At 69.1% G+C, this 13,734-nt stretch carries 13 protein-coding genes and 1 pseudogene; 5 read left to right on the top strand and 9 right to left on the bottom strand.

What is annotated here, in order from left to right; genetic code table 11:
- Positions 1-354 precede the first annotated feature (354 nt).
- The gene (locus BSP109_RS14965) at positions 355-915 is read right to left on the bottom strand and encodes a hypothetical protein (protein ID WP_087008935.1); all 561 of its coding nucleotides are present in this window, start codon (positions 913-915) and stop codon (positions 355-357) included.
- Positions 916-956: 41 nt separating this feature from the next.
- Positions 957-1,901, bottom strand: coding sequence for an SDR family oxidoreductase (locus BSP109_RS14970; protein WP_257944728.1), 945 nt, complete (start codon positions 1,899-1,901; stop codon positions 957-959).
- A gap of 105 nt (positions 1,902-2,006) precedes the next feature.
- Between BSP109_RS14970 and BSP109_RS14975 the strand changes: the two genes are divergently transcribed.
- Positions 2,007-3,023: a YafY family protein gene (locus BSP109_RS14975; RefSeq protein ID WP_087008940.1), complete on the top strand. Its 1,017-nt coding sequence runs from the start codon at positions 2,007-2,009 to the stop codon at positions 3,021-3,023.
- A gap of 4 nt (positions 3,024-3,027) precedes the next feature.
- Here the strand turns inward: BSP109_RS14975 and BSP109_RS14980 are convergent, their stop codons facing one another.
- The 3 genes from BSP109_RS14980 to BSP109_RS14990 are packed head-to-tail and all read right to left on the bottom strand — an operon-like array spanning position 3,028 to position 4,612.
- On the bottom strand, positions 3,028-3,489 hold the full coding sequence (locus BSP109_RS14980; protein WP_087008942.1) for a VOC family protein: 462 nt from the start codon (positions 3,487-3,489) through the stop codon (positions 3,028-3,030).
- Positions 3,486-4,085, bottom strand: a complete 600-nt coding sequence (locus tag BSP109_RS14985; RefSeq protein ID WP_101601703.1) for a DinB family protein — start codon at positions 4,083-4,085, stop codon at positions 3,486-3,488. The genes BSP109_RS14980 and BSP109_RS14985 overlap by 4 nt, the downstream gene beginning before the upstream one ends.
- Positions 4,086-4,117: 32 nt before the next feature.
- On the bottom strand, positions 4,118-4,612 hold the full coding sequence (locus tag BSP109_RS14990) for a dihydrofolate reductase family protein (RefSeq protein WP_218777959.1): 495 nt from the start codon (positions 4,610-4,612) through the stop codon (positions 4,118-4,120).
- Between the two features lie 177 nt (positions 4,613-4,789).
- Here BSP109_RS14990 and BSP109_RS14995 point away from each other — a divergent pair.
- Positions 4,790-5,161, top strand: a pseudogene (locus BSP109_RS14995) (sorbosone dehydrogenase family protein); the annotation flags it as partial.
- A gap of 12 nt (positions 5,162-5,173) precedes the next feature.
- On the opposite strand, the gene BSP109_RS15000 reads toward BSP109_RS14995, so the two are convergent.
- Both BSP109_RS15000 and BSP109_RS15005 read right to left on the bottom strand, forming a co-directional pair.
- A complete protein-coding gene (locus BSP109_RS15000; RefSeq protein ID WP_087009234.1) occupies positions 5,174-6,841 on the bottom strand; it encodes a SulP family inorganic anion transporter in 1,668 nt (555 codons plus the stop codon).
- A gap of 41 nt (positions 6,842-6,882) precedes the next feature.
- Complete coding sequence (locus BSP109_RS15005) at positions 6,883-7,431, bottom strand: helix-turn-helix transcriptional regulator (protein ID WP_101601696.1); 549 nt, start codon at positions 7,429-7,431, stop codon at positions 6,883-6,885.
- A gap of 135 nt (positions 7,432-7,566) precedes the next feature.
- On the opposite strand from BSP109_RS15005, the gene BSP109_RS15010 reads away from it, so the two are divergent.
- Together BSP109_RS15010 and BSP109_RS15015 are read left to right on the top strand one after the other, a co-directional pair.
- Positions 7,567-8,520 (top strand): malate dehydrogenase, encoded by a 954-nt coding sequence (locus BSP109_RS15010; protein WP_101601698.1) that lies wholly within the window; start codon positions 7,567-7,569, stop codon positions 8,518-8,520.
- Between the two features lie 81 nt (positions 8,521-8,601).
- On the top strand, positions 8,602-11,172 hold the full coding sequence (locus BSP109_RS15015; protein WP_101601700.1) for an excinuclease ABC subunit A: 2,571 nt from the start codon (positions 8,602-8,604) through the stop codon (positions 11,170-11,172).
- A gap of 42 nt (positions 11,173-11,214) precedes the next feature.
- Here the strand turns inward: BSP109_RS15015 and BSP109_RS15020 are convergent, their stop codons facing one another.
- Entirely contained in the window at positions 11,215-12,141 is a 927-nt protein-coding gene (locus tag BSP109_RS15020) for a threonine/serine dehydratase (protein WP_087008952.1), read from the bottom strand.
- Between the two features lie 170 nt (positions 12,142-12,311).
- On the opposite strand from BSP109_RS15020, the gene BSP109_RS15025 reads away from it, so the two are divergent.
- The gene (locus BSP109_RS15025) at positions 12,312-12,968 is read left to right on the top strand and encodes an RraA family protein (RefSeq protein ID WP_101601702.1); all 657 of its coding nucleotides are present in this window, start codon (positions 12,312-12,314) and stop codon (positions 12,966-12,968) included.
- Between the two features lie 96 nt (positions 12,969-13,064).
- Here BSP109_RS15025 and BSP109_RS15030 read toward each other — a convergent pair whose 3' ends face one another.
- Positions 13,065-13,382 (bottom strand): 4a-hydroxytetrahydrobiopterin dehydratase, encoded by a 318-nt coding sequence (locus tag BSP109_RS15030; protein WP_087008957.1) that lies wholly within the window; start codon positions 13,380-13,382, stop codon positions 13,065-13,067.
- Positions 13,383-13,734 lie beyond the last annotated feature (352 nt).

The raw sequence follows: 13,734 nt of genomic DNA on the forward strand, positions 1-13,734 counted from the left end.
AACGCACCGGCCGCGGATTCCGCAACGCGGAGAACTACCGGACGCGTATCCTGCTCACCAGCGCCGCGAGAACCGTAGCGTGAATACCCGCCACAGCAGGGTCATTCACCACGAACCGCGAAGAGCCATCAATGACGCCCGAGTGAACTCGCAGTGGGAAGAGTCGCAACGTCCCGAAGTCGGACAGCATGACCGCCTTCCACTCCACGCCGGACCACGAGCTGAGCAGGCTGCCGGGGGTCGTAAGGGTGAACACCTCGGAGCGGATGGTGCTGACCGATATGTCGCGGTTGGGCTCATGAACCACCGAGGACAGCCTCGGATCCTCTGAACCTCCAAGACCTTTCGCTTCGGTCAGGTGGTGCCGTCGGGCCTCTCGTCGCCGTCCATCCTCGACCCGCGCTGCTTCGCTCGCCGTCGGGCGACACCGGGCCCGACGAACCACCAGACGATGACGATCGAGACCACGACCACCAACCAGTAGATCAACCAGAAGGCGCCGGCGAGACCAACGACCGCGATTCCGGCGAAGAGGAGGGCACCGGTGATTCCCGAGGCCAGGCAGCAACGCCGCCAGATCCTCTGCTGCTCATCGACCGAGGACCGATCAGTTTCGGCATTGGGCCCCTCCTGGTCCTTCCCTGCGAACTTCGCATCCATGGCTCTGATCGCGGAGGGTCCGAAGACCACGGTGAAGCCGATGTAGGTCGCGGAGAGACCATGCGCGAAGTTCGAATCGCTCCCGCTGCTCAGATCGATGTAGGTGAGGACGAGGAGGGCGAGATCGATCAACGGGGTCGCGATCAGGAACACGATTCCCACCCGGGGCGCACCGAGGAGGTATCTGATGGCCAGACCTCCGACGAGGAACGCCCAGAAGGCGATCTCGGCGGCAACGATCGATCCGATGAGCATCGTTCCACCCTGAGTCGTCACGCGTCCGCAGGTCAATGCCCCTAACGGAAGTCGGAGACCTCGACCTCATCGGCGGAAGACGAGCCCAGAGCCGCGATGAACGACCACGCATCCGGCCGTGAGCCATCGACGTCGTAGAGCCCGTAGTGCTCAGCCAGCTCGAAGGAGCTCGTCGAACGGGTGTTCCACAGTGCCCGCTGCGGATCTGCGGCCAGCGCCGCGATTCCTCGCGCCAGCAGCATGGGGGTCTCGGAGATGACGAAGTCGTACGGCGGCACGGCATCGGCGCGACCGCGGTTCGCCTCGGCAGCCGTCCTCCAGGTCTCTTCGGTGACCCCGAATGCATCGAGCATCATCTCCGAGCGCAGCCAGCCCGGTGTCACGGAGACCGCCGTACCGCCACGGGCCTCCAGATCGTGCCCCTCGGTGAACGCCAGCCGGTCGACGGCCGTCTTGGTGAGGTCGAGGAAGACCGTGGATCGGTACTGGTGGGCGTTGTACTCCCGAGTGCCGTCGGTGACCTCCACGACGAGCCCACCCGTGGTCCGGCTGAGCAGACCGAGAGCAGCATGACTGGTGATGAGGTGGGTCATGAAGCCGGTCTCGAACAGCTTCATCCCGCGTTCCCAGTCGAAGGACCAGAGCGGGACGTCGAAATCGACGTATGCCTCTCCCCCGATGTCGTTCACGAGGATGTCGAGGCGCACCTGCTCGGATTCGATCCGTTCGATGAGCAACTCGACCTGCTCGTGGTCCCGATGGTCCACAGCGATCGCGGTAGCCGTCCCACCGGCATCGGTGATGAGTGCCGCAGTCTCCTCGATCGTCTCCTCGCGGTCATAGTCCGAGGCGTGCGCCCGCGTGGAGCGTCCGGTGCAGTACACGTGCGCACCAGCGGCGGCGAGTTCTCGGGCGATCGTGCGGCCCGCCCCGCGCGTCGCACCCGTCACCAGTGCGATCCGGTCGTCCAGTGGTGATGCATCCACAGTGAGTCCCTCCATGTCGATCCCTCCAAATCGATTCCTCCAGTGCCCACCCACCGTCTCAGCCATTCCGGACACCCTCTGTCGAGAATGGCCTAGGATTCGCTCATGAGGACCTCACGGATGCTCGCCATCCTGCTGGAGCTCGGGAACGCACGTCCCACCACCGCACAGGCACTGGCAGATCGGCACGAGGTGTCGACACGCACGATCCAGCGCGATATCGCCTCGCTGCAGCAGATCGGCGTGCCGGTGTGGACCCGCACCGGGCCAGCAGGCGGCGTCGGACTGGTGGAGGGATGGCGTTCACCCGTCACCGGAATGACAGCCGTCGAACTGCAGACGCTGATCATCGGGGAGGCGGGCTCACGGGACCTCGGGCTGCACGACGATTTCACCGCCGCACGGCTCAAGATGCTGGCCGCCGGGTCGACACTGGGGCCGAGCCCCGAGCACACCCACGAGCGCTTCCTCCTCGACAACGAGGCGTGGTTCACCCCGACCGACCGGCCCACGTCCCTGGCGGAGGTGGCGCGCAGCGTCTGGGAGGGTCGACGCCTCTCATTCGACTACACCTCCCGTCCACCCGTCGACGCAGCCGCGAGCGGGTCCCCGCCAGCGGAGGTCTCTCCACGACATCGTGCAGTGGATCCGCTCGGCCTCGTCCTCAAGACCGATCGCTGGTACCTCGTCGCCGCACGGCGCGGCACCCCGCGCACGTATCGGCTCTCCCGGATGTCCCACGTCGAGGTCCACCCGGAGCCTGCTGCAAGGCCGGCGGACTTCTCGCTGGCTGAGTACTGGCGAGAATCGCGCGGGGCCTTCGAAGCGTCCCTCGCCAGGCTTCCGGTGCGCCTGTCGCTGCCGACGGCCTCCGCCGAGGCCCTGGTCGCGGCCGTGCCCGGCGCGGGCACCCGAACGGCGATCGGAGGAGCGGACAGAGGAGGCGAGCGCGTGGAGATCCGCCTGCGGATGGAATCTGTGGCGATCGCGAGCTCCCAGCTCATGGCAGTACCAGGAGTCGAGGTGCTCGAACCCGCGTCGCTGCGCCGGGCGATCCACGACAGGGCAGAGGCCCTGAGGATCTGCAATCAGCCGCGCGAAGCGGACGACGCCACCGTGTGAGACCTCAGTCCAGGCAGAACTCGTTGCCCTCCGGATCGGCCATGACGATGAAGCCGTGGCTGAACGGCGGTGCGGGGTCGAAGCGCTCCAGCCGCGTCGCACCGAGCGCCACCAGGCGGTCACACTCGCGCTCGAACGCCTCCATCCGCTCTTCCCCCTCAAGTCCGGGCGCGGCGCGCACGTCCAGATGCACCCGGTTCTTCGCGGTCTTGCCCTCCGGCACCTGCTGGAAGAAGATCCGCGGGCCTGCTCCGTCCGGGTCCTCCAGCGCGGATGAGCTGTTCCACTGGTCCTGCGGGACACCGGCCTGCTCGAGGAACTCATCCCACGCGGCCATGGCATCCGCGCCGGGTGAGAGCTCCACTCCCGGCGGCGCCGGATGCGCGTACCCCAGCGCCTCGCCCCAGAAGGCGGAGAGCCCACGCGGGTCGCGCGCGTCGAACGTGACCTGCACGGTTCGGCTCATGCTCCGCCACCCCCTCCGGACCCTGCGGCGTCTCCCCGCGAGTGCAGATACAGATCCCTCAGCAGGCACACCTCCGACAGGTGATGGATGAGTTCGCGATGGATGTGGAGCACCAGCTGCGACATCGGATCCTCCGCGAACGGCCCCTCCGCCTCTCCGCACGGTCGGGCCAGTCCGTCCTCGCCCAGAGCCTCGACTCCGGCCAGCCACCGCGCGAGCTCCTCGTCCAGCTGCGCGAGTGCACCGTCCGCCGTCGCCGCATAGTCGAAGGTGAAGTAGTCCACCGGTTCGCGTCCGAAGTGCGAGGCGTTCCGCATCGCCAGCACTCCCACGATCACGTGGCCCAGCCGCCATGCGATGGTCGTGAACGGTGCAGGGACGGGCTCCGGGAACGCGAACTCGATCGCCATAGCCCCCGCACCGCCCTGGACGGGAGCAGTGCTCGCACCTCGCGGCCTAACGCTCCACGACTCCGGGACGGGCTCCCAGAAGTACTCGTCATCCGTCAGGCCGCTCAGGCGCTCACGGAGCAGGTGATCCCAATGCCACGTGAACTGACCCCGGAGACTGCTGTTCCACTCGATTCGACCACTCATGATGCGCCCCTCCCCGTCGATGGGCACGACCCTCACCCACCAGGCCGCACCCGATACTTCACATGCGTCACTCCTGGGCCTTCCGCCACACGGAGGATCTCCAGCCCCACAGGCGCCTCGACCACATCGTCGAACAGCCTCCGACCGCGCCCCAGCAGCACCGGCACGAGGTGCAGCTGCAGTTCATCCAGGTGGCCACCGCGCAGCCCCTGCCGGATCGCGCCTCCGCCGTGGAGTCCGACCGCCCTGTCGTCCGCCTCGTAGCGCGCCAGCGCCCACGCCTCCTCGAACGACTCGACGAAGTGGAACGTCGACCCCTCCCGCACGTCGTCCGCCCGCGGTCTGTGGGTCACGACGAACAGCGGCACCTCGAACGGCGGCCGAGGCCCCCACGAGGCCTGCGCGTGCTCGTAGCTGTCCCGCCCCATGACCAGCGCACCCATCCGCTCGAACTCGGGGCGCAGGATGTCATCGGCGGTGAGCTGCGCCCGATCCCCGACGTCGCGGCCGAACCACCGGTGCAGCACCCCCCGGCCTCGCCCAATGGATTGTGCGCGCTCGGGTCCGCCCCGGTGTAGAAGCCGTCGAGCGAGACACTCAGATTCGCGATCGTGGTCATATGCACCTTCCGTGACGGCGCCGATCGGTCACCCGCCATGTTACGCACGTCACCATTTCGTGCGGAACCGTTCACGAGCGGTGGCCAGGACCTGGAGTCGCCCGCAGGCAAGATCCTGCGCCTCACGCCCGATGGCGGCGTTCCGGAGGACAGCCCGTTCGCAGACTCCCTCGTCTACAGCCTGGGCCACCGCAACCCGCAGGGGCTCGACTGGGCGGACGACGGGACCCTCTACCCGAGCGAATTCGGGCAGGACACGTGGGACGAGCTCAACATCATCGAACCCGGAGCGAACTACGGGTGGCCGGATGTGGAGGGCATCGGCGGGGACGATGAGTTCGTCGATCCCGTCAAGCAGCGGGAGCCAGCGGAGGCAAGCCCGTCCGGACTCGCGGTCTCCGGCGACTCGATCGTCATCGCGAGCCTGCGCGGCGAGCGTGTGTGGGAGGCGCCGGTGGGGTGAGGTCGTTCAGCCTCCGCTCTGTGCGGGGCCTCCCCGCAGACCGGCCCGCTCGATGTGGCTGCGCGCATGGACGACCGCGTCACCGAGGTCGTCGAACAGGTGACGGGAGTGCCGCAGCGCCCGCAGAACGCCCACGGTGCGGAAGAGCTCCTCATGCCGTGCTTGCACACCCTTGATGAGCACCGTGACACCGCGCCTCTCGAGCGACTTCACGATGTCCTCCAGCACATGCGCGCCCGTCGCGTCGATGACCTCGACGGAGGACATGCGCAGGATGACCACGTGGATGTCGTCGAACGCCATCACCTCGTCGAAGATCCTGTCGCCGGACGCGAAGATCAGCGGTCCGTCGAAGCGGACGATCGCGATCCTCTCGTCCCCGGGCTCCGGCTCGCCGGGCACGGCCTCGCGCGTCACCCGCGTGACCCGCGCCAGGTTCCGAAGCGCGAAGAACGCCGCGACGACGACCCCGATGACCACCGCGATGATCAGGTCGAACGCCACCGTCACGATCGCGGTCAGCAGGAAGGCTGCGGCATCCGCCCGGGTCGACCGCATGATCGACGCGGCCGTCGCCCAGTTCACCATCCGCCAGGCGGTCAGCATGAGGATCCCCGCCAGCGCCGCCAGCGGGATCATGCCGACGGGTCCTGCCGCGAAGAGCACGACGCAGAGCAGGACGACCGCGTGGACGACGGACGCGAGCCGCGTGCGGGCGCCCGCACGGATGTTGACCGCGGTGCGGGCGATCGCCCCCGTCGCCGGCATGCCGCCGAACAGCCCCGCGCCCACGGACGCGATGCCCTGCCCCACGAGCTCCCGGTCCGCGTTGTACGGACCGGTGTTCGCCATCGACGCGGCGACGCGGGCGGACAGCAGCGATTCGATCGCGGCCAGCGCCGCGACTGCGACGACCGGCCCCGCGAGGTCCGGCAGGGCAGCAACGTCGAACGTCGGCAGCGACGGCGCGGGCAGCCCCGACGGCAGCGCACCGATGACGGCCAGCGGTGTGGGAAGCGCTAAGCAGAGGAGGGTCGCCACGACGATGCCCAGCAGCGACCCGGGCACGGACGGATGGATGCGTCCCGCCACGAGCATGCACGCGATGACGACGACCGCGATACCCACGGCCCACGCGACGTAGCCCCAGTCCGCCTCCGCGATCGACTGCAGAGCCGCGACGAGCGCGTTCGTGCTGTGGCCACCGGCGCCCACACCCTCGGGCGACGTGACCGAGGGGATCTGCTGCAGGAAGATGATGACGCCGATCCCCAGGGTGAATCCTTCGATGACGGGCCACGGGATGACGCCCACGGTCCGCCCCAGCTTCAGCAGTCCGGCGAGTGCCACGAGCACCCCGGCGAGGATCGACACCACCGCGACCGCCCCCGCCCCATGGGAGGCGACGATCGGCAGGAGCACGACGACCATCGCGCCGGTCGGGCCTGACACCTGCACGTTCGACCCACCGAACACGGCGGCGAGGAAGCCCGCGACGATCGCGGTGATGAGACCCTCGCTCGCGCTGAGCCCAGAGCTCACGCCGAAGCCGAGGGCCAGCGGGAGCGCGACGATGCCGACCGTCACGCCGGCCACCAGATCCGCCCGCCAGGTCGCGCGCAGGTCCGCGTAGTCCCGCCGGCCCGGGCGCAGGCTGCGCAGGTGCCCGCGCATGCGGGCGAACACCGAGGACCCTGCCGGCACAGCCTGGGCGGTCACCGGCCCACCTGCTCGGCGCTCTCATCGGTGTTCTCATCGCTGTTCTCATCGGCCGCCTCAACGGCTGTCTCACCGGCCGCCTCATCGGCGCGGGGCTCCAGACCATGCACCACAGGGAGGTCACCGGCATCGGAGAGCAGCTTCTCGTCCGACGCGAGGGTGTCGAAGAGCAGCTGCCGCGCGACCGCGAGCATGCGTGAGACGCGCACGTGCGCCAGCCGGTAGTAGACGTGGCTGCCGCGGCGCTGCGACTCGACGAGCCGGTGCCGCCTCAGGACTGCGAGATGCTGGGAGAGATGCGAGGCCTCGAGCCCGGTGGCGCGCAGCAGGTCGGTCACGTTCATCTCACCCGTGGCCGCACTCGCACCTTCGACGATCACCGCGTCAGAGCCTGGCCCGTCGACGGACCCGTCGCCCTGGAGCACTGCGACATGGTGGGCCTCGGAGAGCAGTTCGAGGATGCGGATGCGGAACGGGTGGGCCAGGCCCTTGAAGAGATTCGCCTTGATCTCGTAGAGGGGCCTCTGCGCGTCTATTGATGGCATGATGGATTCATCATATCAGTCACAAGACATGCTCTTCGATTTCACTGTGCAGAATCGTGCATTCGCTCACCGGAATGCACGACGTATAGGCTGTTCCCAGAACGTCACCCCCCCCCGACGACGAGGAGTCACCTCTTGAAGCGCATCGGCATCATCGGCGCAGGCGCCGTCACGGCGGCCACCGTCGCCTCCCTCATCGCACCGACGGGCCTGGACCCGGAGATCATCCTCGTCAATCGCACCCATGCGAAGGCCGTGGGCCTCGCGGAGGACTTCACCTATGCTGCGGCGGCGACCTCTCGCGCCCGCGTGCGCGCGGGTGACTACGAGGATCTGAAGGGCGCGGACCTCGTCATCATCACCGCCGGGGTGAACGAGAAGGACGGCGGAGCCACGGATCGCTCCGATGATGCAGGGCGCCGCGTGCTCATCCCCGCGAACGCCCGCGCGTATGCGGACATGATCGGACAGCTGAAGGAGGTCGATCCGACCGCGACGGTCCTCGTCGTCACGGATCCGCCGGACCCGCTGGCCGCGCTGGCCCGCCGCCTCGCCCCGGAGATGACGATCCTGTCCTCCGGCACGACGATCGACACCATCCGGTTCCGCTACCGGGTCGGGCAGGAGCTGGGCGTGCCCGCCAGCGAGGTCGACGCGGTGGTGCTGGGAGAGCACGGCACCTCGGCGGTGTACGCCTGGTCGACCGCCCGCGTGGGCGGCAGGCGCGTCCTGGACCTCATCGAGGAGACCGGCGAGGACGTCGCCGTCGTCCAGGACCGCATCCGCGAGGCCGTGAAGTACTCGAACATCTCCATCATCGAGGGCATCGGAGCCAGCCAGCACGGCATCGGCGCGGTCGTCGCGCAGATCGCGGAGGCGATCGTCGACAACAGCCACGCGATCATGGCCGTCGCCTCCTACCAGTCGACGTACGGCACGTTCGTGGGTCTCCCGACGGTGCTGGGCCATGACGGAGCCGTGCGCATCCTCGAGCCTGAGCTCACCGATGAGGAGCAGTCGCTGCTCGACGAGAGCGCCCGCATCCTGCGGGAGGCCGATCAGATCGCGTTCGACTCCGCAGGGGTGTGACGACGGTCCGGCGCGCGCAGCGCCGGGCTCAGCGTACGGAGGCGCCGGTCTCGGCGTACGGTGGCGGCGGAAGGAGTCCATATGAGCAGCCGCCCCGCACAGCCGGACGTCATCGCAGTCCGAGGTGCCCGCGTCCACAACCTCCGGGATGTCGATGTCGACATCCCTCTGCACACTCTCGTGGGGATCGCCGGAGTCTCCGGCTCCGGGAAGTCGTCACTGGCGATGGGGGTGCTCTACGCAGAGGGCTCGCGCCGCTACATCGAGGCGCTATCCACCTACACGCGGCGGCGGATGGGGCAGTCGGCCCGCGCGGACGTCGACCGGGTGACGCACGTACCGGCCGCGCTGGCGCTGCGGCAGCGACCCGGGATCCCCGGTGTGCGCTCGACCTTCGGCACGTCCACGGAGCTGCTGAACGTCCTGCGCCTGATCTTCTCCCGGCTGGGATCCCACGCCTGCCCCGACGGCCACTACCACCGCCCCACCCTCGCCGTCGCGGCGGAGCAGACGCTCACCTGCGAGACCTGCGGCATCCGATTCGACGCCCCGGGAGCGGAGGACCTCGCGTTCAACTCCGGCGGCGCCTGCCCCACCTGCGAGGGCACGGGCACCGTCCGCCGCGTCGACGACGACTCCCTCATCCGCGACCCGGCGCTCACCATCGACGACGGGACCGTGATCCCGTGGCAGATGTTCGGCTTCAACGTGCAGCCGCAGATCGTGCGCGAGTTCGGCGTCCGCACGGACGTCCCCTGGCGCGACCTCACGGACGACGAGCGCGACATCGTGCTCGACGGCCCGGAGGAGAAGAAGCACATCGAGGTCTCGACGAAGAAGGGCCTCCACGAGCTCGACTTCACCTTCCGCAACGCCCGCCTCACGGTCACGAAGGAGCTCGAGCGCGCCACCGATGAGAAGCGCCTGTCCCGCGTCAGCCGGTTCCTCACCGCCCACCGGTGCACCGACTGCGACGGAACCCGGCTGTCCTCGCAGGCCAGGGCGCCGCGGATCAGCGACGACGGCCTCGGCGACGTGACGGCCCAGCCGCTGACGGACACGGTCGCATGGGTCCGCGGACTGCCCGACAGGGTGCCCGATGAGATGCGCCCGCTGGCGGACGGACTCGCGGACACCTTCGTCGGAATGGCCGGACGGCTGCTCGAACTGGGCCTCGGCTACCTCGCGCTGGACCGGGCCGGGTCGACCCTGTCGACCGGTGAGCGGCAGCGGGTCCAGCTCGCGCGGGCCGTCCGCAATGAGACGACCGGCGTCCTGTACGTCCTGGACGAGCCGTCGATCGGCCTGCACCCGACCAACCTCGAGGGCCTGGTGGGCGTCGTCGAGGACCTGCTGTCCGGCGGGAACTCCGTCGTCATGGTCGATCACGACGTCGACGTGCTGCGGCGCGCCCACCACCTCGTGGAGATCGGTCCCGGGTCAGGCCGGCACGGCGGCACGGTCGTCGCGCAGGGCACCGTCGAGCAGGTGGGCGCGCATCCGGACTCGCGGATCGGCGGGTTCCTCACAGGAGTCGAGGACGTCGTCACCCGCCCCCGCACTCCTGCTGCGGAGACGTTCGCACGCGGCCGCATCCGACTGCGCACCGACCCGATCCACACGGTCCACGCGCTGGACGTCGCGATCCCCCGCGGGCGACTCACGGCCGTCACCGGCGTGTCCGGGTCCGGCAAGACGACGCTGGTGCTCGAGAGTCTGGTGCCCGCGCTGTCCGCCGCGGCAGGAGCCGCGCACGCGGAGGGATTCACTGGAACCGCCGCCGAGGCCCCGGCCGGCTCCCCCGCCCACGTCACCCGGCTGGACGCGTCCGGCGTCGAGCGGGTCGACGTCGTCGATGCGACTCCGATCGGGATCAACGTGCGGTCGACGGTCGCGACGTACTCTGGCGCTCTCGACGAGCTGCGCAAGGTGTTCGCGCGGCTGGGTTCCGCGAAAGCCGCCGGCCTGAAGGCCGGAGACTTCTCGTACAACACGGGTTCGCTGCGGTGCCCGCGCTGCGACGGGACCGGGCAGATCTCCTTGGACGTGCAGTTCCTGCCGGACATCGACGTCGTCTGCCCCGACTGCGATGGCACCCGCTACGGGCAGGACGCGCAGGAGCACAGGCGGCGGTCGGCGACGAGCGCCGAGGACGGCGGGCCGGAGGGCGCGGACGGAGACGACGTGTCGCTGCCGCAGCTGCTGGCGATGACCGTGGAGGAGGCGCTCGAGCACGTCGGCGACCTGCCCCGTGTCCGGACGCGACTCGAGGGTCTGCGCGAAGTCGGCCTGGGCTACCTGACCCTGGGCGAATCGACGCCTGCCCTGTCCGGCGGCGAGGCTCAGCGGCTCAAGCTGGTCTCCGAGCTGAACCGCAGGCAGGAGCAGACGCTCTTCGTGTTCGACGAGCCGACGGTGGGGCTGCACCCGCTGGACGTCCGCGTGCTCGTCGGAGTGCTCCAGCGATTGGTCGATCAGGGTGGGACCGTCGTCGTCATCGAGCACGACCTCGACCTCATCGCGAACGCCGACCACGTCATCGACATGGGGCCCGGCGGCGGCGACGCGGGCGGCCGGATCATCGCGACCGGCACGCCGGAGCAGATCGCCGCCGACCCGGACAGCGTGACAGGCCGCTACCTGCGGGTGTGAAGGACAGAAGTCGGCCGTGCTGGCTCGTGTCAGCGACCCGACTCAGAGCGTCGTGGTGTCCGTGTTCGCCCCGCACACCACGATCGCGACCCGCTCGTCGTCCGCCGGCACGTACGCGCCGGACAGCAGGGCAGCGTATGCGGCGGCAGCTCCGTGCTCCGCCGCGATCCGGAAGTCCTCCCACAGTCCAGCGCGCGCCGCGACGATCGCCTCGTCATCGACGAGCAGACTCGTCACCCCGACGCGCTGCGCGGTGTCGAAGCCGATGTCGCCGATCCGTCGTGCACCGAGGGAATCGGCTGCGATCCCCGCCACCTCGACGTCCGTCGGCTCACCCTGCGCGAGAGCCGTCGCGAGGGTCGCGGCGGTCTCCGGTTCGACGCCCACGACGTTCGCCCGGCCCTCCGCCGCGGCGAGCGTGCCGGCGAGCAGTCCGCCGCCGCCCACGGCGACGATGATCGTGTCGACTTCCGGATCGTCCTCGAGGATCTCCTCCGTCATCGTGCCCGCACCCGCGGTGATCTCCAGCTGGTCGTACGCGTGGCAGTAGACGGCGCCGGTGCGTCCGGTGTGTTCCATCGCGGCGGTGAAGGCCTGCGCGTACTCCGTTCCCACCTGGCGCACATCCGCACCGTAGGACTCGAGTCGCGCGACCTTCACCGGCGGGGCGGTCTCCGGCACGAACACCGTCGCGGGGACCCCCGCCCGGCGGGCGGCGTACGCGTTCGCCATCCCCGCGTTCCCGCCGGAGGCCACCACGATGCCGATCTCCGGGTCCAGCTCTCCGCGCTCCAGGGTCGCGAACACGCGGTTGAACGCACCGCGCGCCTTGAAGGATCCCGTGTGCTGGAGGTACTCGCACTTGAGGAGGAATCGTCCGTGGGCACCCTCCACCTCGAGCATGGGGGTTCGACGCACGTGGGCGCGCACCCGTTCGTGGGCGGAGAGGACATCGGAGCGCGAGAGCATGCGTGGCCTTTCGAAGCGGAACCGCCGACGATGTACTGCACCGCACGACGACGTCACAGCGGCGTGAGCTGGGTCGCCGTCAGGCTAGCGCACACGCGACGAGCCGGTCGATGAGCGATTCTTCAGCGTCAGCTCTTCCCACCCGCGTCGTGTCGAGCCATTCTTGGAGCATGGACGATTGCGGCCGTGTGGACGACCGGCAGGGCACAGCGGCTCGTGGACACTCCGCGGCAACGCTGTACGAAGCCTCCACGCACAGCCTCGCCTGCAGCGCGTCGTTACAGCCTGCCTGGCCGGGAGCGGAAGTGTCGGGTCGCGCGTTCACTGTCCGAGGTCGCGGCGGCGACAACCTCGCTCTCCACCACGCCGTGCTCCAGGCGCCGTCCGGCACCGTCCTCACGGTCGACGTCCAGGGAGCCGAGTACGGGCACTGGGGCGAAGTGCTCGCCGTCGCCGCCCGAACGCGCGGCATCGCGGGCCTCATCATCGACGGCGGCGTGCGCGACACTGAGGCGATGAGCCAGATGGGCTTCCCGGTCTTCTCCTCGGGAACCTCCGTAGTCGGTACGCGGAAAGACTGGTTCGGACAGTTCGGTGGAACCATCAGAGTGGGTGGCGCGGCCGTGCGATCAGGCGATCTCGTGGTCGCGGACGCCGATGGGGTCGTCATCATCTCGGCCGAGCACGCACGAGAGGCACTCGAGAGTGCGGATGAACGAGTCGCGAAGGAAGCAGCGTTCATGGACCAGCTGCGGAACGGAGCGACGACCGTCGACCTGCTGGACCTTCCGTCCATCGAGCGCACACAGTCACAGTCCGGCCCCTGACCCAGCCTGCGCTGGCGAACCCCCGCCGAGGCGGCTGGTCGGGTCAGTCCGTCCAACTGGTCGGGTCAGTCCGTCCAACCAGCCCAGCTCGTCCAGTCAGTCAGTCGGGGCGACTTCGATCTCCGCACTGGCCGCGAGCTCGCTGATCTGCCGTGCGAGCTGCAGATCCCGGTCCGTCACGGCTTCGACATCGTGGCTGATGAGACGGACCTCGACGTGAGGGAAGGTGAGCAGGAGATCCGGGTGATGCCCCGCGTCCTCCGCGACGGCGGCGATCCGCTGGACGAGTTCCAGTCCGGCCATGAAGTCACCCGTGCTGAAGCGGGTGCGCAGGCCGTCCTCGGCCGCATGCCAGTCGGTGAGCTGGGCTTCCTGCAGTGCGTGCGTGAGCTGCTGTCCGCTGTACTCAGTCATGTCTCCACCCTACGTCCCGCGCCCGGCCCGGGACCTGTGCATCCGATCCTGATCCGACGCACCGCCCCTTGACGATGCACCGCCGCTTGGCGGAGTCACGGCCGTGTGGCTGATCCGCCACCGCGCGGACACACGGACAGGTTCCTCACCCGTCAGACTGGAGATGCGACGACGAACGGAAGACACCATGCACGCAGCAGGACCTTACAGACCGACGCCCATTCCCGGCTCTTCACGAACGAGGGTGTAGTCGAGGTCTGAAACCGCCGGCTTCGAGCAGACTCCTGTCGATGTAGTGCCTCAGGTTCCGGAACCCAAGCGCGATCCCGCGCAGATGCTCGAGTCGGCCATT

The sequence above is a fragment of the Brevibacterium sp. Mu109 genome (genome assembly GCF_900169375.1).
Taxonomy (GTDB): Bacteria; Actinomycetota; Actinomycetes; order Actinomycetales; family Brevibacteriaceae; genus Brevibacterium; species Brevibacterium yomogidense_A.